The sequence below is a fragment of the Mycobacterium shimoidei genome (assembly GCF_900417275.1).
Classification (GTDB): Bacteria; Actinomycetota; Actinomycetes; order Mycobacteriales; family Mycobacteriaceae; genus Mycobacterium; species Mycobacterium shimoidei.
In genome coordinates, this window is record NZ_UEGW01000001.1 from 4,207,108 (window position 1) to 4,232,109 (window position 25,002).

Here is a 25,002-nt window from a genome sequence, read left to right on the forward strand (position 1 = left end):
CCCTTGCGGTTCCCGCAGTTCGCCCTACATTTTGCCTGCTCATCGCCTATGCTAATGCCACAAGTGGTGGGAGGTCGGGCGTTGCTGAATCTGCTACAAACCCAATTGTCGTTTTTCGGCGCCATCGATGAGGCTGTCCGATACGCCAAACAGGGCAACGGCGAGAACCCGGACGCCGTGCTGCGCACCGTGGAAACCCTGCTGCCGGGCACCACCGGTTTCGGCCAGGCCGGCTGGTACCGCGAACTCGAAGACTTCGCCAACCGGCCATCGGTGCGCGTTTTCCGTTCGCCCGTAAGGTTTCCCACCGTTAGCGAGTCGCTCGGCTATCTGCAGGCATCGACGGCCGAAGAGCGGATGGGCCGCTCTATTGAATGGCCGGGCCGCGATACCGGCCTGGCGCCGGCGCAGTTGCCAGAGCGTGTTGCCGACGCCTACGACCCGGCTCATGATCCGGTGCTGGCCCGATCCGCCTACGCGGCGATGGTGCTGGCGAAGATCGACAACCTTGGTGGCACTCCCCCCGAGATCAGAGAGATCGAGAATCTGTCCGCGCAGATCATGACCGCGTCCGTCAACTTCTGGCGCGAAACCCCCGACCGATTCGACGCCGACAGCCCGTTGTCGGATCAGACCGTCCAGATTCTGCTCGACCAAGCCGAGCGCGTCGACTCGCGGCGAAGCTGGCATACCCTGGCTGCGCAAGTAGTCGATCCGAAATTCGCCGACCAATCGCTGCCGTGTTTCGCCACCCTCGAAGACGACAACGGCCAGTACTGCAGCACCCTCTACACCGACGCGACCGATGACGACCTGAGCGTCAACGACATCGAAAGAATCATTGACCCGAGAAACTGGAGCCTTTGCTGCAAGTTCTTCTGCTCGGTCGTCGCGCAGCAGCCGCCGTACGCCAAACGCGGATGGTCCCGGATTTTGGAGAAAATCGGTCCCGAATGCGACGAGTGGTGCCTCAAGACGGCCCTGCTGTTCTATTACGGGCGTGATGACAATGGTGGCATCTTCGTCAACTACGACCTCGACCCGAACCGCCAAGACGACTCGGGCATCGTCGAAGTCGACAACGGCTACATCTGGATCACGCCACGCCAGGGCAGCGATCCCTCCGAGAAGGGTGTACGGATCCGCAGCAGCAAGCAGGAGCGCGTGCAGGGCCTGAGCCCGACGGCAACGGCTGCGCTCGGCTCCCTGTTGGGTTGGGGCGATGCCGCTCACGAGCTGCTCGCCGGTACGGCCCGCAAGTTGCTGGCGGGAAAAATCCCAGGTACCAACCTCAAGCCGTTCCAGACCACGCCGCCGGCCGGCTTTGAGGCACAGATGGACTCAGGCGTTGCATCGCCGCCACCGGCCGGCGCGCATGCCACGCTGCCACCGAATTTCGGCGATACCGTCGACGATGTCCGCACCTTGGTCAACGATTTGATCAATCGCACCCGCGACGTCACTGCCGACGCCGTCAGCCGTTGGCTGGATGGCATGACGCGCGATGACGTCAAGGCGATCACCAGCACCGTCGGCACGCAGCTGCAAGAGTTCGCGCTGAAGGTCTACCAGACCGCGGAAAACAACGTGAAACCCCAAGTCATTCCGAATGATAAGGACGGCGCCAATGGATGACCCGATGGCGATCGCCACCCGTTACGCGACAATCACCCGCAAGATGGTCAACGACGCGGCGCAGGTCGCGATCGATGCCTTCGACAAGATCAACGACACCAAGGGCAGCGGGTCCACCTACACCGCAACGGACGCGATCGAATCGATCACCCAACTCGCCCGTATCGCCCTGCGCGGTGCCGCAGGACTCGCACGCATTCCGTTGCAGATCCAGCCGAACAACGGCCCAATGCTGGTCGCCGACGAGGTCGCCGCGGTCATCGAACGTGCTTTGACCGATGCGACAGCGGTAGCCGGCGACGCGGCCGAAAAGCTCAACGCCGGCACATTCAAAGACGAGTGGGTGGACTCGGCGGTCGCCTTGACCGGCATGGGGGTCCTTCGGGTTGCCGAGATCGCCGAAGCGATCGGTGCCGGACCGGGTGTGCTGGGTGATCCACGAATGTTCTTCGGCCCATACACGATCAACGGAGCCGACCCCGCCGACGAATTGGTGCTCAAGATTGGCAAGCTGGCCCGCCCGAGTGTCGACGAGGACATCGCCGGACTTGTCCGCTTCATACCTGCGGGCGGCGTGTTGAAGGCGGGCGGCAACCGCAAGTTCTGGTTGGCGATCAACTCCGCGGGAATTCCCAGCGGCATCTTCCAAGGGGAAGTGGCTGTTCTCAAGAATGGTGTCCCCCAGCCGGGCCTATCCCTGCCGGTCACTCTCAACCTGTGAACAGACCCGACCAGCCGCCTGGCGTTGACGAACTGCTCGATCGGGCGCTGCAAGCGCTCGCCGAGGGACATCGGGCAACCGCCAACCGGCTGGCTGAGCAGGTTCTGGCCGTCGACCACCACAACGCCGACGCCGAAGACCTGCTCGCCGCGCCCGCCGATTCGGGCGAGATCCGCAGGATAACAATCCTTTTCGCTGATCTCGTCGACTCGACGGTGTTGTCGACGCAGATCGAGCCGGAAACGTATCGCACGGTTGTCGGCCGCTACCGCGATGAGGTGCAACGCACCGTCGAACGTTATGGCGGCCATATCGGTACCAGCAAGGGCGACGGGCTGCTGGCATTCTTCGGCCACCCCGAACCCCACGAGGACGACGTGCGGCGCGCCGTGCAGGCCGGGTTGGACATTACCCGTGAGGTGGGCAGGCTCAGTGAACAAGTCCGGCGCCGTTTCGGTTTCGACATCGCGGTGCGGGTCGGGGTGCACCGCGGAATCGCGTACTTGGACACCGCGCAAGATGACGTCTACGGTTTCGCCGCCAATCTCGCCGCTCGGGTGTGCAGCCTCGCCGAGCCGGGCACCCTCGCGGTCTCGGAGTCTGTCGAGCAACTCGTCCGGACCCGATTCGAACTCAAGGCGCAGCTTCCCAAGGCCGTCAAGGGAGTCGATCAACCGGTTCGCTATTTCCTCGTTGTCGCCGAACGCGACCTCACCCCCACTCCGGCAGGCCCGATGGTCGGCCGGGAACGTGAGCTCGCATACCTGCGACAGGCGTGGGCGCAGGTGAGTGTCGGACAGTTGGACACCCCCGGTGTCGTGTTCGTCGGTGAGGCGGGAATCGGCAAAAGCCGGCTGGCCTGGTCGGCCGTGGCGATGGCGGAAAGCTCGCACGGCGTCGTCCTGCAACTGATCGGGTCGCCGTTTTACACCGACGTCGGCCTTCGTCCAGTCCGACGGCTGTTGGAACGCCGCTGTGGCATCGGCCGCACATCCCAGCCCGCGGAACGACTTCAGCTTTTGCGCCACGAAATCGAGGAACTCGCACTGGACCCGGGCGCCATGGTCCCGCTGTTGGCTCCGGTGCTCGGCATCGGACCCGAAACCGGATACCAGCAGATACCCGCAGAGGGCCGCAAGCTGTATCAACAGATCACCGGCGCAGTCCACGAGTACCTGATGGCGTGCAGCCGAGACACGCCGTCGCTCATCCTCGTCGAGGACATGCACTGGTTCGACGAGGACACGGTCGACGTGGTCCGCTCGCTGCTGAGCGCCGACCTCGGCGGGCACGTCATGGTCGTCATGACCAACCGCGTCCCGATGTCGTTGCCCGATACCGCACGAGCGCAGGGGTTTGAACTCGAGCCGCTCAGCGACGACGAAGCCAACCAACTGATCACGGCCTTGCACCCGGAGGTGCGAGCCGATGAACAACATGCGATACGTCGACGCTGCGTCGGAATTCCGCTCTATATCGAAGAAGTGGTCGCGAAAATCAAGGAGCAGCCCTCTGATGCGGCCAGTTCGACCGGCGTGCCCGACACGCTGTATGAGGCGTTGTTCGCGCGGCTTCGGTCCAGTCCGAGCGCGGTGCGGGTGGTCGAGGCGGCCGCTCTCATGGGCGGCCGCATCGAGCGGGGGCTGGTGCTGTCGGTCCTCGATTTGGCCGAGGATGACGTCGACGCGGTGCTCGCCGAATTGGTGAGCGGACGGGTGCTCGATTCGCTTGGCCGCGACAGCTTCCGCTTCCGCCATGAGCTGCTGCGGGAAGTGGCCGAGGAACTCGCGCCCCCCACGCTTCGCCGCAGCTTGCACAGCCGTATCGCGGACGCCTTGGCGTCCGCGCAAGGCAATCCGGACTGGCCGTTGATCGCGCGCCACTACGAGCGCGCCGAGCGCTACCTCGAGGCGGCCTCGGCCTACGGTGCGGCGTCGGCCAACGCCCGGCAGCGCGGTGCCCTCGGCGAGGCGCTGACTTATCTGACGTATGCCGTGTCGCAGGTCGACCGCTGTGTGCCCGGACCAGAACGCGACCGCCTCGAGGTCGCGCTTCGGCTCGGACGCGCGTTTTTGACACAGGCTGCCGAAGGCTTGTCAAGCCCCAAGGTCGCCGCCGACTTCGAACGCTGCCTCGCCCTGTGCGGCAGCGACTTAGCCGACGACGACCTGTTTTCGACGGTGATGTCGCTCTACCCGTACTACACGATGCGAGCCGACCTCGACCGCGCCGAACGATTGGTCCGATCGGTGCGCGCGCAACTCACCGGTCCGCGCGAGTGCTTCCTGCCCATCAACGAATTCGGGCTCGGCATGCTGGCGTGGTATCGCGGCGAGTTCGGCTACGCCCGCGAAAAGCTCGAGCTGGCCGCAAACACGTTGACCGAGGAATGCACCCGCGACCTCGAAGCGATGCTGTTCATGCCCAACGACGCCACCGCCGGCCTGTATACGCATGTGGCGCTGTCCCGCTACATCGACGGCGATCTCGCCGGCGTGGCCACCGAGCTGGATCGGGCCGAACGACGGTGCGCGCAAACACCGTTTCCCAAAGGCGCTTTCAGCCTGGGGTACGTGTGGCAGATGGAGATTTTGATTCGGGTGGAATCCGGACAGCTGCAGCGCGCCGCACAGATCGCCGCCGAACTGATCACCCTGGGCGAGCAGCATGGTTTCGATGCCTGGACGCTCACCGGAACCGCGCAGCAGGCTACAGTGGCCGCCCTGACGGCCTTGGCGGACAACGCCGATCCGGCGGTGTTGCAGCCGCATATAGCCGCGCTGACCGCTTTCGTCGAGACATGTCGGTCCATGAACGCGATCTCGCTCATCACCTTTTACGACGCCATCCTGGCTCGGCTGTTGACCGCCGCCGGCGAAGTGCCGAAAGCCCGCGAACGGCTCGAGACGGCACTGGAATTGGCCGAGCACACCAAGATGCACTTCTATGACGCGGAGCTGTTGCGGCTGCGAGCACACACCACAGACGACGTCGAGGCAAAGCGCGCCCAGCTTAAGGCGGCCCGGGAGCTGGCTCGGCACCAGGATGCGCCGATTTTTGCGTTGCGCGCCGCCGCCGACCATTTCAGGCTCGACGGTGCATCGGCCGCACCAACCCTGTCGGACGCACTGAACCGGTTTCCCGACGACAGCACGTGGCCAGAAGTCGCTCTCGCACGGGCAATGCTGGGGTGAGACGGCCCGGGGGTAAGGTCGCTATCCTGGGTGGCGGCATGGCGGCGTTGAGTGCGGCCTGGCGGCTCAGTGAGCCCGGCTGGAGAGATCGCTTCGAGTCCATAACGGTGTACCAACGCGGCTGGCGGCTCGGCGGCAAAGCCGCGTCCAGCCGCGGCGCATGCGGACGCATCGAAGAACACGGGCTACACATCTGGCTGGGCTCGTACGAGAACGCGTTCGCGCTGCTGCGCGAGTGCTATGCCGAATTAGACCGGGCTACAACCGATCCCACCGCGCCGATACGGACGTGGGAGGAGGCGATCGGACCGGCTGACAACCCCGCACTGGCCGACTGGTGGGACGGCGAACCGATGACGTGGCGTGGGACGCACCCGCGCGACGAGGCGCTGCCCGGCGACCCGAACAACACGGGTCGCGAACTTACGGCGGTCATGTTCGTCGAGCGCGCCCTACGGTTGGTGCTCGCCTTCACCGACTCGCTGCGCGACGCGGCACCTGGGCGCCTGATGCTCAGCACGTCGCCTCAACCGCCGTCGTCTGCGCCGTCACCGCCGTTTGACGCGACGGTTCGGGCGACGCTGGCGGCGCTGCTGGCCGTAGTGGATCCGCGCTTGCGCGAGGCGCCCGCCGCTGAGGTCCTCGACCACGCGCTCGACGCGATCCGTGATGCGATCGACTCCGACAGTCGAGCGGATCGCGGGCGCAGTTGGGTGTTGATTTCCCTTGTTGTCGCCGCGGTGCGCGGCATCGTCGCCGACAAGCTGATCACCGATGCCGGCGGCTTCGCGGCCATCAACGACGAGGACTTCTGCGACTGGATCGTTCGGCACGGCGCGCACCGTGACGTTCTCGATTCGGCAATGGTGCGCGGTGTGTACGACTTGGTGTTCGGGTACCGCGACGGCGACCCGCAGCGGCCGGCGGTCGCCGCCGGGGTGATGACATTTCTTCTGGGCCAAGCCCTCTTCGGGTACCGGGGCGCGTTCTTCTGGAAGATGACGGCAGGGATGGGCGACGTCGTGATCGCGCCCCTGTATCAGGTATTGCGAAACCGCGGTGTGCAATTCGAGTTCTTCCATCGCCTCGACGCGCTGCACTTGGATGCTTCGCGTCAATCGGTCGGCGCGATAACCATGGCCCGCCAGGTCCGCCTCGCCGACGGTCGTCGGCACTACGAGCCGCTCGTCAGGGTTCGCAGGCTGCCGGTGTTCCCGAAATACCCGCTGGCCGAACAGCTCCAAACAGCCGCTGGAGTAGACGGGCTGGAATCGCATTTCGGTGCACGTACCGATGCCGAGGTCCGGACATTGCGGCGCGGCGTCGATTTCGATCACGTGGTGCTAGCCGTGTCGGTCGGGATGGTCCCGATCGTGGCCCAAGAGCTCATCGAGGACCGCCCGGAATGGCGTGGCATGACGGCACATGTGCGCACCGTGGCAACCCAGGCGTTCCAGATCTGGTTGAGGCCGGACGAGGCGTCGCTCGGCTGGCCCACGCCCGGAGCGACGGTCAGTGCCTATGTGCCGCCGTTCGACACGTGGGCCTCGATGCCCCAGACGCTGTGGGCCGAGGACTGGCCGCACGCCCAGCGGCCCGGCGCCGTCGCATATTTCTGTGGCAGCCTCGACGCGCCCTGGCCCACAACCGATGACCATCAGGACTACGTAGATCGATACACCAAGCAGGTGCAGGCCGCTGCTGTGCGGTTCCTCGATCACCATGTCGGGCTTTACTTCCCGAACGCCGTGACCGAAGCGGGCTTCGCGTGGCATCTGCTCAGCGGCGTGAACGGTGAACGCGCGCGCGAGGCGCTGGCGACACAGCACTTGAGCGTGAACATCGACCCGTCGGATCGCTACGTGCAATCGGTGCCCGGAAGCGACCGATACCGGCTGCGGCCGGACGAAAGCGGATATGACAACTTGGTTCTGGCCGGCGATTGGACTGACTGCGGCATGAACGCCGGCTGCATCGAAGCCGCGGTGATGTCGGGTCTGGAAGCGGCGAACGCACTGCTGGGGCGCAGCCGCTACCACCGCATCCGCGGTTTCTACCTGCCCTGAGCTGACTTACCTGAGCGCGGCTCGCAGTGCCGCGACCAGATCGCCGCGGTCACCAACCGTCACCTCACCCAGCCCCAGCCAGGACGCCATCGTCGTCAACTCGCCGGCCAGTGCTTGGGCGACCCTCGACGCCGACTGACCCGGTTCGGCGAACGCGCCCACCACGTGCAGCGCATCGCGACGACGGTGGGCCTTCAGGTCGACCCGCCCGACCAGGCGGCCGTCAAGCAGAAACGGCCACACGTAGTAGCCGTACTGCCGCTTGGCCGCGGGGGTGTAGATCTCGATGCGGTAGTGAAAATCGAACAACCGCTGCACCCGTGGCCGAAAGAAGATCAACGGGTCGAACGGGCACAACAGCGCCGTGCCGCGGTCGCGCCGCGGAATCGTCTGTCCCGCATATAGATACGCCGGGGCGGACCAGCCGCCGACGTCGACGCATTCCAGCTCGCCGTCGGCGACAAGCTTGGCCAGCGCCGGCTTGACCTGGGCCGGGGCCAGCCGGAAGTAGTCGCGGATGTCGGCCTCGGTGCCCACACCCAGTGCGGTTGCTGCGCGGAATGTGAGCTCGCGAACCGCCTCCTCGTCGTCGACCTGACGGGCCAGCACCTCGGCGGGCAGCACATTCTCGGTCAGGTCGTAGTGCCGGGCGAACCCGACCCGGGTGGCCGTGGTCAGCACCCCGGACGCGAACAACGCCTCGGCGACCCACTTGGTGTCGCTGCGATTCCACCAGGCGCCCTTGCTGCGGCGGGGCTCGGCGGCTAACTGCGCCTCGATCTGGCCGGCGGTACAGGGCCCGAGCCGCGCGACGACAGCGACCACCTCGTCGACCAGCCGCGGGTTGGCCCGCACGACATGCGAACCCCACCGGCCGTGCCGGTATTGCCGCATTCGCCAGCGCAGCAGCGGCCAGTCGTCGACGGCCATCAACGCAGCCTCGTGCGCCCAGTACTCGACGAGCAGGCGCGGCGAACGCGCGCTGTGGTTCCACGCCGCGCGGTCCAGCACGTCGCGGTCGTAGGGCCCGAGCCGACTGAACACCGGCGCGTAGTGCGCGCATACCACCGCCGACACCGAATCGAGTTGCAGCACCTGAATGCGGGAGATGAGCCGTCGCAGATGGGCGCGGCTGATCGCGCCGGCGGGCCGCGGTTGGTCAAGCCCTTGCGCCGAAATGGCGATCCGACGAGCCTGCGCCACCGTCAGGCGGCGCGCCTCAGGCAGGGTTCACCCCGCGCTGAATTTCTGCTCGAACGGCACCACGACGCCGGACTCTTCTTGGATTCGTTCCCGGTGCGCGGACTCGAGATCGGCGGGAACCGCTTCGAGTGCCCGGAACACGCCCATCAGTTGCTCGAGGATCTTGATGCGCCGCTCGCTCGCCTCCTCCATCACGAGGCGGGCCTGCTCACGGCATTGCTCGGCCTCCTGCTTGGCGTCGGCCAGCAGCTGGTCGGCCTCCTGCTGGGCGTCGGCCAGCAGCTGGTCGCGCTCCTGCTGGGCGTCCTGCCACGCCTCCTCGATGGCCTGCTGAGTTTCCGCACGCATCCTGGCCACCTCGGCGTCGAGCTCTTTGCGGATTTCGGCGCACTCGGCATCCAGGGCGCTTCGCTGGGCGGCCATCTCCTCCCACTGTTCGGCATGCTTGCGGCGCGCAGCCTCGGCCTCGGACTCGATCGCCGCGACCAGCGCCTGGGCCTCGGCTTTAGCCTCGGCCTTCATCTGGGCAGCCTCGTCGACCGCATGGCGCAGCATCTTGGCCATCCGCTGCTGCATCGCGTGTGGCGAGGGTGAGGTTTCACTGAGGACCGCGACCTCTCTTCGCAGCGCGGCTACGTCATCGGTGGATTGGTTCAGCCGGGCTTGCAGGCTCTCGATCTCTTCCAGCAGCAACTGCTGTTTGGTGGTCAACTCCTCAAGACAGGCGTCAACCGCGAACGGATCGTAGCCCATGAAGACGCGGCGGAATCTCTGTGCGGATTCACTGTTCATTCACTGAGGCTCCCCTCCTGAAACGCGTGGCAGAAGCGGGTGACAACGGTGTCGAGAAACGTTCCTTCGAGTATGTCACGGTTTGACCGTTTCCCCTCAGCGATGATAGCTGTGCAGCCGGTAACGCAGCCCCGAGCTGCTGGTTCGCCACTCCCCCAACTTGCCGACCCAGGTCTCGTCGAGCTTCGGGGCGAGCACGTCGCCGTCGTCGCGCGGCAGGTCGATCTCGACCTCGGTGACCTCGCACCGGGTGGCCCATGGCATGGCGAGCGCATAGATCTGCTCGCCGCCGATCACCCACGTCTCCGCTTCGGTCAAGGCCTGCTCGATGCTGGTGACCACTTCCGCGCCATCGGCGGTGTAGTCGGCTTGCCGGGTCACCACGACATTTCTGCGGCCGGGCAGTGGTCGAAACCGCTCCGGCAGCGATTCCCAGGTCAACCGGCCCATCACCACGGTGTGGCCCATGGTGAGCCGTTTGAACCGGGCCTGGTCTTCCGGCAGCCGCCACGGGATACCGCCGGCGCGGCCGATGACCCCCGAGGTCGATTGAGCCCAGATCAGACTCGCTTGGGTCATACGGCGACGGGCGCCTTGATCGCCGGATGGGGGTAGTAGTTCTTGATGACGATGTCGTCGTAGGTGTAGTCGAAGATCGAACTGCGCGGCGCCAGAACAAGTTCAGGATATGGCCGCGGCTCGCGGCGCAATTGCTCGGCCACCTGCTCGACGTGGTTGTCGTAAATGTGGCAGTCGCCGCCGGTCCAGACGAATTCACCGACGCCCAGGCCCGCCTGGGCGGCCATCATGTGGGTCAACAGCGCGTAGCTGGCGATGTTGAACGGCACCCCGAGGAACATGTCCGCGCTGCGCTGGTAAAGCTGGCAACTCAGCCGACCGTCGGCCACATAGAACTGGAACAGCGCATGACACGGCGCCAGTGCCATCCGCGGGATGTCGCCGACGTTCCAGGCAGACACGACGATGCGCCGGGAGTCCGGATCGGTGCGCAGCAGCTGCAGCGCGGCGCTGATCTGGTCGACATGCTCGCCGGAGGTGGTCGGCCAGGACCGCCACTGGACACCGTAAACGGGGCCGAGATCACCGCTCGGAGAAGCCCACTCGTCCCAAATCGTGACCCCGTGCTCGCGCAGCCAGCCGATGTTGGAGTCGCCGCGCAAAAACCACAGCAGCTCGTAAACCACCGATTTCACGTGCACCTTTTTGGTGGTGATCAACGGGAAGCCGGCCGACAGGTCGTAGCGCATCTGGTGGCCGAACAGGCTGCGGGTGCCGGTGCCGGTGCGATCGGCTTTGGGTGTGCCCCGCTCGAGCACCAGCCGCAGCAGATCCTCGTACGGGGTCGCGATCGGCACGCCCCTGAGCTTAGCCGCGATCCCGGCGAGTAAAACGGTAGCCATGCCGAACATCACTGACACCGTCACCACCCAAGACGGAACCTGCAAGGTGCACCTGTACACGCCCGACGGAGACGGCCCGTGGCCGGGTGTGGTCATGTATCCCGACGCCGGCGGAGTACGGGATACCTTCTACGAGATGGCGGCCAAACTGGCCGGCTTCGGTTATGCGGTGCTGTTGCCCGACGTGTACTACCGGTCCGGCGACTGGGCGCCGTTCGACATGTCCACCGCGTTCAGCGATCCGCAAGAGCGTCAACGGCTCTTCTCGATGATCGGCACCATCACCCCGATGAAGATGGCAATCGACGCGGAAGCGTTCTTCGACTACTTGGCCGGCCGGACGGAAGTCAGCGGGGAGAAGTTCGGCACCACCGGGTACTGCATGGGTGGGCGCATCTCGATGGTGGTGGCCGGTCGGGTGCCGGACCGGGTCGCGGCGGCCGCCTCGTTCCACGGTGGTGGGCTGGTCACCGACAGCCCGGACAGCCCACACCTACTGGCCGATCAGATCCAGGCGGCGATTTACGTTGCCGGCGCCGAGAACGACGCCTCGTTCACGGCAGAGCACGCCGAGCAGTTTGACAAGGCACTGACGGCGGCCGGCGTCGAGCACACCATCGAGACCTATCCCGCCGAGCATGGTTTCGCGGTCCCGGACAATCCGCCGTACGACGCCGACGCCGCCGAACGGCATTGGACCGCGATGCGGGACTTCTTCGGCGCGAAGCTGGCCAACTAAATGCACGTCGACGCGATGGCGACCCCGATCCCGCTCGGCCAGATCGGCGACCTCGCCCGACGCACCCAATCGGCCGGGTTCTCCGGTCTACTGTTCACCGAGACCGGGCGCACCGCGTATCTCAACGCGGCGGTGGCCTCGCAGGCCGCACCGGGGCTCGAGCTGTCCACCGGTGTCGCAGTGGCCTTTCCGCGGAGTCCGTTCGTCACCGCGGCCGCAGCCTGGGAGCTCGCCGAGGCCACCGGCGGCAGGTTCCGTCTCGGGCTGGGCACGCAGGTCCGCACCCACATCGTGCGGCGCTACGGGGTGGCCTTCGAGCCTCCCGGGCCGCGACTGCGCGATTACGTGCGTGCCGTCAAGGCGTGCTTCTCGGCGTTTCGCACCAACACACTCGACTACCACGGCGAGTTCTACAACCTCGACTTCATCACACCGCAGTGGAGCGCCGGGCCCATCGACGCGCCCGACCCCAAGGTGGACATCGCGGCGGTCAACCCGTGGATGCTGCGCATGGCGGGCGAGGTGGCCGACGGGGTGCATATCCATCCGATCGCCGAGCCCGGTTATATCAACCGGCATGCGCTGCCCGGTGTCGCCGAGGGCGCGGCGAAAGCGGGGCGCAACCCAGCGGACATCGCGGTGATCGTGCCGGCGATGACGATCGTCGGCGACAGCGACGACGAGCGTGACCGCGAGCGGGAGCGGGTGCGAGCCAGTCTGGCGTTCTACGGAAGCACCCCCAACTACGCCTTCATCTGGGACGAGGCCGGGTTCGAGGGCACGACCGCCAGGATCCGGGAGAAGCAGAAGGCCGGCGACTTCGCCGGCATGGCGGCCCAGGTCACCGACGAGCATGTTGCGGTCTTCGCCACCGAGTCGACGTGGGACGGCTTGGCCGACGCGTTGACGGCCAAATACGGCGACATCGCAACGCGGCTCGTGCTGTACAACGCCTTGACCGATCCCGAGCGCATCGAGCGGTATGGCGAAGTCGCCCGCCGCGTCAGCCGCCAATCAACCGCTGCATGAAGGCGGGATAGCGCTCCCCCTGCACGTCGATGCCGGCGGCGTTGTCGATCTCGCGCAAGTCGTCGGCGGTCAACTCGACGTCTGCCGCGGCGATGTTCTCCTCGAGGCGACTAAGCCGACGGGTGCCGGGTATGGGGACGATCCACGGCTGCTGCGCGAGCAACCAGGCCAGCGCGACCTGACCGGGTGTCGCGTTTCTGCGCGCCGCGATCGGTTCCAGTACCTCGACGACGGCACGGTTGGCCGCACGGGCATCGGCGGCAAAACGCGGGATCGCGTTGCGGATGTCGGTGCGGTCGAACTGTGTTTGTGCGCTGATGGTTCCGGTGAGGAAGCCCTTGCCCAGCGGGCTGTACGGCACAAAGCCGATACCGAGGTCGCTGCAGGTGGACAGCACCCCTGTTTCTGGGGTCTCGGGGGCGCGCCACCAGATCGAATACTCGCTCTGCACGGCGGTGACGGGCTGGACGGCGTGGGCGCGGCGGATGGTTTCCGCGGACGCTTCCGACATGCCGAAATGCTTGACCTTGCCGGCATCGATCAGCTCCTGCACCGTTCCGGCGACATCCTCGATCGGTACCTGCGGGTCAACCCGGTGCTGATAGAGCAGGTCGATTGCCGGCACACGCAATCGTCGCGACGACGTGTCGGTCACCCGCCTGATGTTGTCGGGCCGACTGTTGAGACCCGCGATGTTGCCGGTGTCGTCGAAGGCGAAGCCGAATTTCGTCGCGATGACCACCTGCCCGGCGAACGGCGCCAGGGCTTCTCCGACCAATTCCTCGTTGTCGCCGTATGCCTCTGCGGTATCGAAGAAACTGACACCACGCTCGACGGCGGCGCGGATCAGCGCGATCATCTCGTCCTTGGGCCCCGAAGGGCCGAAGCCGCGGCTGATACCCATGCAGCCCAGCCCGAGCGCCGAAACCTCCAGGTTGCTGCCGAGTGTGCGGTTTTTGATGTTCGCGCTCCTTTCAGATCCCGGCATCGTCGGCCACCTCGCACGCCCTGCGGACCAGGGCGTCGATGCGATCGGGGGTCGGGGTGCCCGAGGTGGCTCTGTTGCGCGGCTCGTCCATGGCACGGCGCATAACGCCCTCGGCGATGACGGCAACCTTCCACAAACCCAGCGCGTGCCAGTACTTCAGTGTCGTTGCGTCACGCCCGCTTTCAGCCAGGTACACCCGCGCCATCTCGCCGCGGTCCGGAAACCCGTCGAGCGCGGCGGCGGCGAACGCGCCGGTGGGATCCTCCTCCCCCGATTCCGGCCAATACGCCAGCAGGCTGCCCATGTCGGCCAAAGGTTCGCCCAAGGTGGACAGCTCCCAATCCAGCACGGCGATCACTTCGCCTGTCTCGTGCGAGGTGATGACATTGCGCAGGTGAAAGTCGCCGTGCACCAAGGTCAGTTCCTGTTGCTCGGGTGCGGCGGCGGTCAGCCGTTTGGTCAAGTCGTCAAGGGCGGGCAAATCGCGGGTCTTGGAGAGCTCCCACTGGCCTGCCCAGCGTTTGAGCTGGCGCTGCGCGTACGGCTTGTGGCTGGCCAGGTCGTCGAGGCCGACCGCGGTGATGTCGACGGCGTGGATCTTGGCCAGCGTCTTGGGCATTGACAGTCCGATTTCCCTGCGCCGCTGCGGCGTCAGCGATTCGGCTTTCGCCATCCGGTCGAGCACCAGGCCGTCGACGAACTCCATCAACAACAGCGGCACGTCATCCGCGTCTCGGGTGAGCCCGTACACCCGCGGCGTGGGTACCGCGGTGTCCTGCAGCGCGGACAGGATGCGGGCCTCACGGGCGACGTCGTGCGCCGACGCCAGCAGAGTTCCCAGCGGCGGGCGCCGCAGCACCCAGCTGCGGTGCTCGGCGTCGCTCACCCGGTAGGTCAGGTTCGACTGCCCGAGCCCGACCCTCTCGAAGCTCAGCGGCGGGCTGAACGCAATCCCCAGTTGCGGCAACCAGTTTGCGATCGCCGCCGGGTCGATCCCCAACACCTCAGCCACGGAGCGCCGACGCGTCGCCAAGCAGCGTGCCGCCGTCGATCACCATGATCTCGCCGGTGATCCAGCTCGCCTCGTCTGACACCAGGAAAGCGACCGCGCCCGCGACGTCGACCGGTTCGCCAACGCGTCCCAGCGGGACGGACGCCGACAGGGCCTCCTCCTGGTCCTTCCACAGCAGCTCGGCGAGGCGGGTGCGGACCACGCCGGGGCAGACCGCATTGACCCGGATCCGCGGCGAGAGCTCCAGCGCCAGTTGCTTGGTGACGTGGATCAGCGCGGCCTTGGTCGTGTTGTACATGCCCATGTTCGGCGCATGATGCAGACCGCCGATCGAGGCGGTGTTCACCACCGCGCCTCGGTGCTCGCCCATCCACGCCTTGACGACGAGCGACGTCCACAACAGTGGCGCCCACAGGTTGACGTCGAAGATTTTGGCGAAGCGGCCGTGGTCCTGGTCGATCAGCGGGCCATAGGCGGGATTGGTTCCGGCGTTGTTGACCAGGATGTCGATGCTGCCGAAGCGCTCGAGTGTGAGCTCGACACAGCCACGCGCGGCGTCCTCGTCGACCGCGTGGGCCGCAACCCCTAGGGCATTGCCCTCGACCTGCGCGGCCGCCTGGTCGGCGCTTTCCTGCTTGCGGGAAGTGAGCACAACGTTCGCGCCGGCAGCGGCCAGCCGCTGCGCGACGGCCAGACCGATCCCGCGGGATGCCCCGGTGATGATCGCGGTCCGTCCGCTGAGGTCAGTCATCGCGGTTCTCCCAGTAGGCCGCGCTGGTAGCGGCGCATGCCGTGCAGCCAGCGGTCGTAATCGGTTCCCTTGTGTCGGTACATCTCCAGAACTTCCGGGTGCGGAAGGATCAAGAAGCGCTCTTCGTCGATGGCCGCCAGCACGGCGTCGGCGACCACGGCCGGCTCCAGCACGTCTCCGCCTGCGGTGACAGCACGCGTCGCAAGGTCGCCCAGCGGCCCACCAAACTGTTCCCCGGCGTACAGCAGCTTGGTGTTCACCCCCATCGGACACAGGCAGCTGACCCGAACTCCCTGATCGCCGTAAGTGATGTTCAGCCATTCGGCGAACCCGACCGCCGCATGTTTGGTGACCGAGTACGCCGCCGAGCCGAGAAGAGTGAGCAGCCCGGCCGCCGATGCGGTGCTGACGAAATAACCCGCACCGCGCTCGATCCAGCCGGGCACCAGCAGTTGGGCGGCACGGATGTGCGCTCGCAGATTCACGTCGATGGACCGGTCCCAGTCGGCCTCGCTGACATCCAGGCCCGGAGGCCCAGTGATGCCGGCATTCGCGAAATACAGGTCGACCGGCCCGAATTCAGTTTCGGCCAGCTCGATCAGCCCTCGGATCTGTGTCGTGTCGGAGGCATCCGCACCCACACTGACCGCAGCATGCGGCTGGGTGTTGTTGATTTCGTCGGTGACTGCCTGTGCTGCGTCGGCGTCCAGGTCGGCGACGACGACCCGGGCTCCGTGTTGGGTCAGCTTCACCGCCAGCGCGCCGCCGATACCGCCCCCACCGCCGGTCACGATGGCGACCTTCTGGTCCACCTTCACAAGCCAGATCCTTTCATCAGCTGCGCAGCAATCCGGTAATCCATGCGCGTGAATCCGCAGGGTCGATCACGTCGTCCAGCTCGAAGGTGGTGGCCGACGTGAGCGCCTTGCCGTGCTGGTATGCGGCTTCAACGAGCTTGTCGAACAGCTTCTCCCGCTCGACCGGATCCGGGACCGCGGCCAGCTCCTTGCTGTAGCCGAGCCGCACCGCCCCTTCTAGACCCATCCCACCGATTTCGCCGGTCGGCCAGGCGACGGTGAATTCCGGTGCGTGGAAGGATCCCCCGGCCATGGCCATCGCGCCAAGCCCGTAACCCTTGCGTACGATGATCATCCCGAACGGCACGGTCAACCGTGCGCCGTGGATGAATAGCCGGCTGAATCGCCGGACTGCGGCCTCGGTTTCCGTTTCGGGCCCGACCATGAACCCGGGCGTGTCACAAAGCGAGACCATAGGCAGGCCGGCCGATTCACACAGGATCAAGAAGTCGGCGATCTTGTCGGCCGCCTCCGCGTCGATGGCGCCGCCGAGATGATGGCTGCTGTTGGCCAGCAACCCAAAAGGCGCGCCTTCGACGCGCACCAATGCGGTAACCACCCCGACCCCGTAGTCCGGCCGCAATTCCAGCACGGAACCCACATCGACAATCGATTCGATAGCACGGTGCACGTCATATGCCCGTAACCGGTTCTCCGGCACCACATGCCGGGCCAGTCGCGGATCCGGCGCCTCCCAGTCGTCGACGCTGCCCTGGAAGTAAGAAAGGTATTGCTTGGCCAACGCCACCGCGTGCGCCTCGTCGCGGGCAACCAGCCCGACCACTCCGTTGCGGCGCTGCACGTCGATCGGCCCGATGTCTTCCGGCCGGTAAACGCCCAGACCGCCGCCCTCGATCATCGCCGGGCCACCCATGCCGATGTTGGCGTCCGGCGTCGCGATGATCACGTCGCAGGTTCCGGCAAGCGCCGCGTTTCCGGCGAAGCAGCGGCCGGACACGATCGACACCAACGGCACCCGACCGCTCAGCGCGCCGAGCGTACGAAATGTCGGCACGTCCAAGCCGGCGTGCCCGGCGACATCGGTGTCACCGGGCCGACCGCCACCGCCTTCGGCGAAAAGCACCACCGGAATTCGCTTGCGCGCGGCAAGGTCGAAGACGCGGTCTGTCTTCGCGTGGTTGCGCATGCCCTGTGTGCCGGCCAGCACCGTGTAGTCGTAGGACAGCACCACTGCCTCGGACCCGTTGATGGTCGCCAGCCCGGCGATTAGACCGTCGGCCGGCGTGTTGGCAATCAGATCCTCCTCGGAGCGCCGGCTGCGCTGCGCGGCCACCGCCAGCGCGCCGTATTCGACGAAGCTTCCGGGATCCACCAGGTCGGCGATGTTTTCCCGGGCGGTCCGACGATTCTGCTTGTGCCGCTTGGCCACCGCGGTCGGACGGCCCTCGTCCAGAGCCAGCAGGTGCCGGCGGCGAACTTCGTCGAGGTCGGCGCGCGACCGGTCCAGATCGAGTTCGGCGGCCGTCTGGCCCGACGCGGCGGTCCCGGTGCGGACGAAGACCACCAACGGCTCGCCGGTTCCGACGACCTGTCCGGGCGTTACCAGACTGCGCACTGTGCGCAACGCATCCGGCGCGGTCAACACGTGCTGCATTTTCATCGCCTCGAGGACAACCACCTGGCCGCCTGCGGCAAGTTCGACACCGTCGGCGGCCACCTCGATCACGGTGCCGGCCAGTTGCGCACGCAGGACTTCTTCACCCGGATACAGCTCCAGCGGCGCGACCCGGCTCTCCTGCGGTGTGGACATCGCGGCGGTGGCCAGCTCCGGAAGCCGGCCGTCAAGCCACCTGGTGGTCACCACGCTTTCCTGGACTTTGCTGTCCGACAGCAATTCTCGCAAGAAGGGGATGTTGGTGCGGATGCCTTCGACGCTGAACTCGGCCAGCGCGGTCTGCGCCTTACGCACCGCGGCGGGAAACGACGGCCCCCGCACATGCGTAATCACCTTGGCCAGCAGCGAGTCGTATCGCGGGCTGGGCGTCAGCCCAGGGCGCCCGAAGGTGTCGACTCGCACACCCGGGCCGGCCGGCGGCGAGAAGGCGGTCAAGGTGCCGGTTGCCGGCAACACCGACCCGTCGGGTGCGAAAGTCTCTGTGTTGACCCGGGTCTGGATGGCAATACCGCGAGTCGCAGCCGGCGCACCGGCGACCCCCGAGTCGTCGGCGACGATTCCGGCCGGCAATCTGAGCTCGCGGAACGATGCTCCTTGTGCGATGCGTAGTTGCAGTGCAACCAAGTCGACGCCGGTGACCTCCTCGGTCACCGTATGTTCCACCTGGATCCGCGGGTTGACCTCGAGGAATACGAATTGCTCACCCGTAACCAGGAATTCGACCGTAGCGAGCCCGAAGTAGCCTGTCTGTGCGCACAACACCGCCGCCGCGCGGTGCAAGTCCCGTCGCATCGCAGTGGAAATGCGTTGTGCGGGCGCGATTTCGACCAGCTTCTGGTAGCGCCGCTGAATGCTGCAATCGCGGTCGCCCAGCGCGAGCGCACGCGTCGCCTGACCGGCCGGCGCGGCCACGATCTGCACTTCGATGTGTCGTGCTTCGTCGAGTAACTCCTCGGCGAGGACAGCGGGGTCACCGAACCCCAATTGCGCCTCGCCGACACACTGCCGGTACGCGTCGTCGATCTGGTCGGCGTCTTCGACGATTCGCATTCCACGTCCGCCGCCACCGGCCAGTGCCTTGATCACGATCCCGTGCGGCGCTGTGTCGAAGAATTCCCGGATGTCCTCGACGCTGCTCGCCCCGTCGGTGGCAGCGAGCACCGGGATCCCCGCCGCGGCGGCCGCACGACGCGCCGCGGATTTATCGCCGAACAGCGTCAACAGGTCGGCGCTCGGCCCGACGAACGTGTGCCCGGCATCGGTGCAAGCGCGGGCGAAGTCCGGATTTTCGGACAGAAATCCGTAACCCGGATGAACGAGATCCGCTCCAGACTGCTTGGCCGCCGCCAGCAGCGCGGCCTGGTCCAGGTACGCCACCGGACCGGTACCGGAAAGACCGATCGCTTCGTCAGCCGCATGGACATGCGGACTGTCGGCATCATCCTCCGCATAGACCGCGACGGTGGGGATTCCCAATTCGGTTGCGGTTCGGATAACCCGGAGTGCGATCTCGCCGCGGTTGGCGACTAGCAGAGTCATCGCAACGCCGGGCCCCACTGCACCTGCTGGCGGAGCTGTCCCTTGAGCAGCTTGCCGCCGGCGTTGCGGGGCAGTGCTTCGTTGACGACGGTGACGTATTGCGGGATCTTGAAGTCGGCCAGTTGCCCGCGGCAGTAGTCCAGGACCGTCGGCACATCTATTTGCTCGCCGAACAGCACGGCTCCTACCTTCTCACCCATCACCTCGTCGGGAACCGCCAACACGCAGGCGTCGGCAACACCGGGAGCCGACAGCAGCACCGCTTCGACCTCCACGCTGGAGATGTTTTCGCCACCGCGATTGATGATGTCCTTGAGCCGATCGACGATGTGCACCCGGCCCGCGTCGTCGACACGCACCACGTCGCCGGTGTGTAACCAGCCGTCGACGATGGTGCCGGCGGTCGCCTCCGGCCGGTTCCAGTAGCCGGCGGTTACGTTGGCTCCACGGGTGACCAACTCACCGACGCCGTCGTCGTCGGGGTACGGAACGATGCCGAGATCGACCGATGGCACCGCGTACCCGACAGAGTCAGCGTGCTCGACGGCGTCGCCGTCGGGCAATACCGTCATCAGCGAGGCGGTTTCGGTCATTCCGTACCCGTTGAACACCGCGGCCTGAGGAAACGCGTCTTTGACCGCCTTGACGAGCGACGGCGCAATTGGGGCGCCGCCATACCCGACCCATTGCACCGCGGATAGGTCGGCATTTTTGAAGTCGTTGTGCCGCAACAGCAATGAATAGATTGCGGGGACGGTCACCATGGATGAGATCCGTTCGTCGGAAAGCGCCGCAATTAGTTGGCCGAGGTCGAGTGCGGGCATGATCACCGCCGCGCCACCGACGTAGGAGGCTGCCAGCAGCTGTGAATTACAGCCGGTCACGTGAAACAGCGGCACCGAGATGAGGGTCCGGAACTGCTCTCCGCTGTCGCGATCCAGACCAACACAGCGCAGCATGTTTTCGGTGTTGGTGAGAAACGCCTCGTGGGTGGTGGGAACGCCCTTGGGGAGTCCGGTGGTGCCGGAGGTGTAGAACAACGCGGCGACGTCGCTGGCTGCCAGTCCCTGTGCGACATACGGTTCGCCGTCCGGCAGCGGTGTGCCAACCAGGTCAAATTTTGCGCCGGCGTCGGAGCGGATGAACTCGACTTCCGGTTCGGCCGACCGGGTGTTCACCGGGACCGCGATGCCGCCGGCCATGACGGTGCCCCAGAATGCCAGCGCCCAGTCAACGCCGGCCGGATATCTGATCGCGACGCGCTCACCCGGTTGCAGACCACTTGCCCGCAGTCCGCCGGCCACCCGCGCGGCCGCATCCCAGAGCTGTCGGTAGGTCAGGCGTTTGCCGCCGAGTTCGATGACGGCTTCGCTGTCGGGCCTTTTGTCCACATGCTCAGCCAGCATGTCCAGCAGCGTGGCCGGCAACCGGTCGTAATGCGGTACGCCGTTGCGGTCCCGAGACACGCCGGTCTGCGGAAACGGGTTGTGGTCCCTTGGAATTTCGATAACCGGAGTCACCGCTCCTCCTCATCGCTTCCCTCTGCGCGTCGCCCGGCGCGGGGCATTGCTTATTCCATCAGCGTCGCAGCCAGCGTCCCACCCAGCTCGTAGGCGCGCTCACGCACCCCGGCGTCAATCCCGCCGACGACCTCGAGCACGTCGGCGGCCTTGGCCAACGACAGACCGGTGGCCACTTTGTCGACTGCGTTCGCGGCGCCCACCGTGTCGTTGTTGCCGTGCACCCATAAACCGTATGGCCGGCCCGCCACATGATCCAGGCTCGGGTAGTAGACCGTGTCGAAGAAGTGCTTGAGCGCCCCCGACATATACCCGAGATTGGCCGGCGTCCCGAACAGATAGCCGTCCGCTTCGAGCATGTCCGGGACCGTGCCTGCCAGCGCCGGTCGCACGATGACGTCGACGTTGTCGATGTCGGGGTCGTTAGCCCCGGCGAGTACGGCCTCCAGCAGCTCGCGGGTAGCCGGTGACGGGGTGTGGTGAACCACCAACAGTGTCTTGGTCATTCGCGTGCCTGAAGTTCGACGGCTTTCTTCATCGCGTCCCGCGCGCGGCCGCGGTCCCCGGCATAGTCGTAGGCGCGGGCCAGCCGGTACCAGCGGCGCCAGTTGTGCGGATCACGGTCGAGTTCGTCGCGGACGGTGTCGAACAGCGCGTCAGCGGCTTGTCGCTCGATGCGGCCGGAAGGTCGGCGCGGCAGCGCGCTGACGTCAAGTTCCAGCCCGTCCTCGGCGATCAACCGGGCCAACTTCTGATGTGCAAAGCCGGCGCGCAGGGTGGCGATCATCGCCCACAACCCGATCACCGGCAGGACCAGCAGCGCCACCCCGAGGCCGATAATCGCGCCTTGGCCGGAGCCGATCATCAGCACCGCGGTCCGGGCGAGCAGCCCCAGATAGACCAGCAGCGCCACGCACATGAATGCGATCAGCAGCTGGATACGTACCGTGTGGGTCATTGCAAGTTGAGCAGCGATTCAATACCTACGGTGAGGCCCGGGCGTTCGGTGACGCGGCGGACCGCCAACAGCACGCCCGGCACGAACGAAGTGCGGTCGATGCTGTCGTGCCGGATCGTCAATGTTTCGCCGGCGGTGCCGAACAGCACTTCCTGATGGGCCACCAACCCGGCGAGGCGCACCGAATGCACGGGCACCCCGCCGACATCAGCCCCCCGGGCACCGGGCATGCTGGTGCTGGTGGCATCGGGGTTGGCGGGCAGGTCTTTTCGCGCCTCGGCGATCAGTTCGGCGGTTCGCGTCGCGGTGCCCGACGGCGCATCGGCCTTGTGCGGGTGATGCAGCTCGATGACTTCCACCGAGTCGTAAAACGGCGCCGCCTGCTTGGCGAAATGCATGGACAGCACGGCACCGATGGCGAAGTTCGGCGCGATGAGCACGGCCGTCCCCGGTTTGGCGGCCAACCAGGACCGCACTTGTGCAAGCCGCTCCTCGGTGAACCCGGTGGTCCCGACGACCGCGTGAATTCCGTTGTCGATCAGGAACTTCAGATTGTCCATCACGACGTCAGGGTGAGTGAAATCGATGACGACTTCGGTCCGGTTGTCGGTGAGCAGGCTTAGCGGATCATCGACGTCGACTTCGGCGGACAAGGTCAGATCGTCGGCGGCCTGTACCGCTTGCACCATCGTCGCGCCGACTTTGCCTTTCGCCCCCAACACGCCTACCCGCATGGCCATCACCCTAGTCGGGCCCGCCCCGACCGCGAGCGGGCGTGTTTGTACGGCGACACGCCGCTGAAGCCGGCAGTTTGCGCCCGCTCGCCATCGAACAGCCATCGAACATGAGTGCTAGCCACCCACCGGTGAGCCGCAGGAATGCGAGAACAACAACGCCGGCCACGCGATGACCGATGCCACCCACGCCACCAACGCGTCACCTCCCCGCTCGACTTGCATCTGCTGCAATCCCTGCCCGTGCGAGACGGAGACGATCGCCCCGATGATCAGATACGGGATGGCGGACACCAACGCGATCTCGAGCAGCGTTCCGATACTGATCGTGTAATTCACCAGCCGGCGCACGCCGGTGAGCATCTAGGCACACCCCGATAGTGCGACCACCGACCACAACAGAACCGACCCGAGCAGTGACGCCGTCAGGCGCACCCCTTGCAACTGTTCGAAAGGGGCGCTGTGGCTGCTAGCCCAGACGATGCCGATCGCGGCGTACGGAATGCCCAGAAACGCAGCGATGCAGGCGAGCTCGACGACGCTCAGCCGGTAGTCCAGCAGCCGTTCCAGCATGGACCAGATGCTAACCGCCTAGATGCAGCGGTTCGATGCTCTCGGCACGCATGTCGACTTTGCGGACCTTGCCCGTAACGGTCATCGGGAACTCGTCGACGACCAGCACGTAGCGCGGGACCTTGTAATGGGCCAGCTTGCCGGTGGCGAACGCGCGCACCGCCTTGGCGTCGAGCCGGCGACGGCCCGGCTTCATCCGAATACACGCGCAGATCTCCTCGCCGTAGGTGGCGTCCGGCACGCCGACGACCTGGACATCGTCGATGTCGGGATGGGTGAGCAGGAATTCCTCGATCTCGCGTGGATAGACGTTCTCACCGCCGCGGATCACCATGTCTTTCAGCCGCCCAATGATGTTGCAGTATCCGTCGTCGGCCATCACCGCGAGGTCGCCGCTGTGCATCCAGCCCTCGGCGTCGATGACCTCGCGGGTCTGCGCCTCGTCGTTCCAGTAGCCCGCCATCACCGAATAGCCGCGGGTGCAGAACTCGCCGGGCTGCCCACGCTCGACGACGTCGCCGGTATCGGGGTCGACAATGCTGATCTCCACGTGCGGGTGCGCCCGGCCGATGGTCGAGGTACGCCGCTCGAGATCGTCGTCGATCCGCGTTTGGCACGAAACCGGCGAGGTCTCGGTCATGCCGTAGGCGATGGCCACCTCGGTCATGTTCATCTCGGCCACACAACGTTTCATCACCTCGACGGGGCACACCGATCCGGCCATGATCCCGGTGCGCAACGAGGACAGCTCAAACTCGGCGAAGTCGGGATGGCCCAGCATCGCGATGAACATGGTCGGCACGCCGTACACGGCGGTGCACCGCTCGGCCTCGATCGCGGCGAGGGTAGCGCCGGCGTCGAACCCGGGGCCGGGAATAACCATGGTCGCACCGTGCGTGGTGCATCCCAGATTGGCCATAACCATGCCGAAGCAGTGGTAGAAGGGCACCGGTATGCAGAGCCGGTCCCGCGGACCCAACCCGATCAGCTCGGTGGTGAAGAAGCCGTTGTTGAGGATGTTTCGGTGCGACAGCGTCGCGCCCTTCGGGTACCCCGTCGTTCCGGACGTGTATTGAATATTGATCGGATCTCGGTTGTCCAAAGTCGCGCTGCGGCTGCGTAACTCGTCGATCGTCAGCTGCGAAGCACGGTCGCGCAACTCGTCCCAGCCGGTGTCCAGAAAGACGACGTCCTTCAGCGCGCGGCACGCAAAGCGCACTTCATCGATCATCGATGCATAGTCGGACGTCTTGTACGCGGTGGCCGAGATCAGCGTCCGAACACCAGATTGATTGAGCGCGTATGTCAATTCGTGGGTGCGGTAAGCAGGATTGATGTTGACGAGGATGGCACCGATTTTTGCGCTCGCGTACTGCACGATGGTCCACTCCGCGCAGTTCGGCGCCCAGATCCCGACCCGATCGCCCTTGTCGATACCGAGTCCCATCAGTCCTCTTGCGATCAGGTTGATTTCGTCGTCGAACTCGCGATAGGTCCAGCGGCGCGAGCCCGGCACGTCGACGAGCGCTTCAGCGTCCGGATTGACCGCGACCATGCGCTCGAGGTTGTGCCCGATCGTCTCTTCCAGGATCGGGACGTCGGTCGGGCCGGCGTCGTAGGACTTCATCGGCGCC

At 65.9% G+C, this 25,002-nt stretch carries 22 protein-coding genes; 6 read left to right on the top strand and 16 right to left on the bottom strand.

The window, feature by feature from the left end:
* Nucleotides 1-54 precede the first annotated feature (54 nt).
* From MSP7336_RS20305 to MSP7336_RS20320, 4 genes are read left to right on the top strand one after another with little or no spacing between them, the layout of a single operon-like run.
* Nucleotides 55-1,635: a hypothetical protein gene (locus MSP7336_RS20305; protein WP_113964440.1), complete on the top strand. Its 1,581-nt coding sequence runs from the start codon at nucleotides 55-57 to the stop codon at nucleotides 1,633-1,635.
* A complete protein-coding gene (locus tag MSP7336_RS20310; protein ID WP_113964441.1) occupies nucleotides 1,628-2,356 on the top strand; it encodes a hypothetical protein in 729 nt (242 codons plus the stop codon). The genes MSP7336_RS20305 and MSP7336_RS20310 overlap by 8 nt, the downstream gene beginning before the upstream one ends.
* Nucleotides 2,353-5,550 (top strand): ATP-binding protein, encoded by a 3,198-nt coding sequence (locus tag MSP7336_RS20315; protein ID WP_069397976.1) that lies wholly within the window; start codon nucleotides 2,353-2,355, stop codon nucleotides 5,548-5,550. The genes MSP7336_RS20310 and MSP7336_RS20315 overlap by 4 nt, the downstream gene beginning before the upstream one ends.
* Entirely contained in the window at nucleotides 5,547-7,616 is a 2,070-nt protein-coding gene (locus MSP7336_RS20320; RefSeq protein ID WP_069397977.1) for an FAD-dependent oxidoreductase, read from the top strand. Before MSP7336_RS20315 ends, MSP7336_RS20320 begins: the two co-directional genes overlap by 4 nt.
* A gap of 6 nt (nucleotides 7,617-7,622) precedes the next feature.
* Here MSP7336_RS20320 and MSP7336_RS20325 read toward each other — a convergent pair whose 3' ends face one another.
* From MSP7336_RS20325 to MSP7336_RS20340, 4 genes are all read right to left on the bottom strand, one after another.
* A complete protein-coding gene (locus MSP7336_RS20325) occupies nucleotides 7,623-8,843 on the bottom strand; it encodes a winged helix-turn-helix domain-containing protein (protein WP_113964442.1) in 1,221 nt (406 codons plus the stop codon).
* Between the two features lie 3 nt (nucleotides 8,844-8,846).
* Nucleotides 8,847-9,611, bottom strand: coding sequence for a DivIVA domain-containing protein (locus MSP7336_RS20330; RefSeq protein WP_069397979.1), 765 nt, complete (start codon nucleotides 9,609-9,611; stop codon nucleotides 8,847-8,849).
* A 96-nt stretch (nucleotides 9,612-9,707) separates the two neighbouring features.
* Nucleotides 9,708-10,190, bottom strand: coding sequence for a dihydrofolate reductase (locus tag MSP7336_RS20335; RefSeq protein WP_069397980.1), 483 nt, complete (start codon nucleotides 10,188-10,190; stop codon nucleotides 9,708-9,710).
* The gene (locus tag MSP7336_RS20340) at nucleotides 10,187-10,987 is read right to left on the bottom strand and encodes a thymidylate synthase (protein ID WP_069397993.1); all 801 of its coding nucleotides are present in this window, start codon (nucleotides 10,985-10,987) and stop codon (nucleotides 10,187-10,189) included. Before MSP7336_RS20340 ends, MSP7336_RS20335 begins: the two co-directional genes overlap by 4 nt.
* Before the next feature lie 43 nt (nucleotides 10,988-11,030).
* On the opposite strand from MSP7336_RS20340, the gene MSP7336_RS20345 reads away from it, so the two are divergent.
* Together MSP7336_RS20345 and MSP7336_RS20350 are read left to right on the top strand one after the other, a co-directional pair.
* On the top strand, nucleotides 11,031-11,771 hold the full coding sequence (locus MSP7336_RS20345) for an alpha/beta fold hydrolase (RefSeq protein ID WP_069397981.1): 741 nt from the start codon (nucleotides 11,031-11,033) through the stop codon (nucleotides 11,769-11,771).
* Nucleotides 11,772-12,800 carry a TIGR03617 family F420-dependent LLM class oxidoreductase gene (locus MSP7336_RS20350; protein ID WP_069397982.1) on the top strand — a complete coding sequence of 343 codons (1,029 nt, stop codon included), beginning with the start codon at nucleotides 11,772-11,774 and terminating at the stop codon, nucleotides 12,798-12,800. It begins immediately after the preceding gene.
* On the opposite strand, the gene MSP7336_RS20355 is transcribed toward MSP7336_RS20350, so the two are convergent.
* The 12 genes from MSP7336_RS20355 to MSP7336_RS20410 form a co-directional block, all read right to left on the bottom strand.
* The gene (locus MSP7336_RS20355; RefSeq protein WP_198167780.1) at nucleotides 12,775-13,788 is read right to left on the bottom strand and encodes an aldo/keto reductase; all 1,014 of its coding nucleotides are present in this window, start codon (nucleotides 13,786-13,788) and stop codon (nucleotides 12,775-12,777) included. The genes MSP7336_RS20350 and MSP7336_RS20355 overlap by 26 nt on opposite strands.
* Nucleotides 13,775-14,800, bottom strand: coding sequence for a phosphotransferase family protein (locus MSP7336_RS20360; protein ID WP_069397983.1), 1,026 nt, complete (start codon nucleotides 14,798-14,800; stop codon nucleotides 13,775-13,777). The genes MSP7336_RS20355 and MSP7336_RS20360 overlap by 14 nt, the downstream gene beginning before the upstream one ends.
* A complete protein-coding gene (locus tag MSP7336_RS20365; protein ID WP_069397984.1) occupies nucleotides 14,793-15,551 on the bottom strand; it encodes an SDR family oxidoreductase in 759 nt (252 codons plus the stop codon). The genes MSP7336_RS20360 and MSP7336_RS20365 overlap by 8 nt, the downstream gene beginning before the upstream one ends.
* On the bottom strand, nucleotides 15,548-16,369 hold the full coding sequence (locus MSP7336_RS20370) for an SDR family oxidoreductase (protein WP_113964443.1): 822 nt from the start codon (nucleotides 16,367-16,369) through the stop codon (nucleotides 15,548-15,550). Before MSP7336_RS20370 ends, MSP7336_RS20365 begins: the two co-directional genes overlap by 4 nt.
* A gap of 16 nt (nucleotides 16,370-16,385) precedes the next feature.
* Nucleotides 16,386-19,583, bottom strand: coding sequence for an acetyl-CoA carboxylase family protein (locus tag MSP7336_RS20375; protein WP_113965137.1), 3,198 nt, complete (start codon nucleotides 19,581-19,583; stop codon nucleotides 16,386-16,388).
* Nucleotides 19,580-21,103: a class I adenylate-forming enzyme family protein gene (locus tag MSP7336_RS20380; protein ID WP_113964444.1), complete on the bottom strand. Its 1,524-nt coding sequence runs from the start codon at nucleotides 21,101-21,103 to the stop codon at nucleotides 19,580-19,582. Before MSP7336_RS20380 ends, MSP7336_RS20375 begins: the two co-directional genes overlap by 4 nt.
* A gap of 50 nt (nucleotides 21,104-21,153) precedes the next feature.
* Nucleotides 21,154-21,609 carry a flavodoxin family protein gene (locus tag MSP7336_RS20385; protein ID WP_069397987.1) on the bottom strand — a complete coding sequence of 152 codons (456 nt, stop codon included), beginning with the start codon at nucleotides 21,607-21,609 and terminating at the stop codon, nucleotides 21,154-21,156.
* Complete coding sequence (locus tag MSP7336_RS20390; protein ID WP_069397988.1) at nucleotides 21,606-22,061, bottom strand: hypothetical protein; 456 nt, start codon at nucleotides 22,059-22,061, stop codon at nucleotides 21,606-21,608. The genes MSP7336_RS20385 and MSP7336_RS20390 overlap by 4 nt, the downstream gene beginning before the upstream one ends.
* Nucleotides 22,058-22,795, bottom strand: a complete 738-nt coding sequence (gene dapB / locus MSP7336_RS20395; protein ID WP_113965139.1) for a 4-hydroxy-tetrahydrodipicolinate reductase — start codon at nucleotides 22,793-22,795, stop codon at nucleotides 22,058-22,060. The genes MSP7336_RS20390 and dapB overlap by 4 nt, the downstream gene beginning before the upstream one ends.
* Nucleotides 22,796-22,912: 117 nt before the next feature.
* On the bottom strand, nucleotides 22,913-23,158 hold the full coding sequence (locus MSP7336_RS20400; protein ID WP_113964445.1) for a hypothetical protein: 246 nt from the start codon (nucleotides 23,156-23,158) through the stop codon (nucleotides 22,913-22,915).
* Nucleotides 23,159-23,368, bottom strand: coding sequence for a hypothetical protein (locus tag MSP7336_RS20405; protein WP_113964446.1), 210 nt, complete (start codon nucleotides 23,366-23,368; stop codon nucleotides 23,159-23,161).
* 10 nt (nucleotides 23,369-23,378) lie between these two features.
* Nucleotides 23,379-24,995: an AMP-binding protein gene (locus MSP7336_RS20410; protein ID WP_113964447.1), complete on the bottom strand. Its 1,617-nt coding sequence runs from the start codon at nucleotides 24,993-24,995 to the stop codon at nucleotides 23,379-23,381.
* Nucleotides 24,996-25,002: the final 7 nt, after the last annotated feature.

Coding starts and splice junctions, on each gene's coding strand:
- MSP7336_RS20305 (WP_113964440.1), top strand. CDS start 55: ATGCCACAAGTGGTGGGAGGTCGGGCGTTGCTGAATCTGCTACAAACC.
- MSP7336_RS20310 (WP_113964441.1), top strand. CDS start 1,628: ATGGATGACCCGATGGCGATCGCCACCCGTTACGCGACAATCACCCGC.
- MSP7336_RS20330 (WP_069397979.1), bottom strand. CDS start 9,611: ATGAACAGTGAATCCGCACAGAGATTCCGCCGCGTCTTCATGGGCTAC.
- MSP7336_RS20335 (WP_069397980.1), bottom strand. CDS start 10,190: ATGACCCAAGCGAGTCTGATCTGGGCTCAATCGACCTCGGGGGTCATC.
- MSP7336_RS20345 (WP_069397981.1), top strand. CDS start 11,031: ATGCCGAACATCACTGACACCGTCACCACCCAAGACGGAACCTGCAAG.
- MSP7336_RS20350 (WP_069397982.1), top strand. CDS start 11,772: ATGCACGTCGACGCGATGGCGACCCCGATCCCGCTCGGCCAGATCGGC.
- MSP7336_RS20355 (WP_198167780.1), bottom strand. CDS start 13,788: ATGCCGGGATCTGAAAGGAGCGCGAACATCAAAAACCGCACACTCGGC.
- MSP7336_RS20365 (WP_069397984.1), bottom strand. CDS start 15,551: ATGACTGACCTCAGCGGACGGACCGCGATCATCACCGGGGCATCCCGC.
- MSP7336_RS20375 (WP_113965137.1), bottom strand. CDS start 19,583: ATGACTCTGCTAGTCGCCAACCGCGGCGAGATCGCACTCCGGGTTATC.
- MSP7336_RS20385 (WP_069397987.1), bottom strand. CDS start 21,609: ATGACCAAGACACTGTTGGTGGTTCACCACACCCCGTCACCGGCTACC.
- MSP7336_RS20390 (WP_069397988.1), bottom strand. CDS start 22,061: ATGACCCACACGGTACGTATCCAGCTGCTGATCGCATTCATGTGCGTG.
- dapB (WP_113965139.1), bottom strand. CDS start 22,795: ATGCGGGTAGGCGTGTTGGGGGCGAAAGGCAAAGTCGGCGCGACGATG.
- MSP7336_RS20400 (WP_113964445.1), bottom strand. CDS start 23,158: ATGCTCACCGGCGTGCGCCGGCTGGTGAATTACACGATCAGTATCGGA.
- MSP7336_RS20405 (WP_113964446.1), bottom strand. CDS start 23,368: ATGCTGGAACGGCTGCTGGACTACCGGCTGAGCGTCGTCGAGCTCGCC.
- MSP7336_RS20410 (WP_113964447.1), bottom strand. CDS start 24,995: ATGAAGTCCTACGACGCCGGCCCGACCGACGTCCCGATCCTGGAAGAG.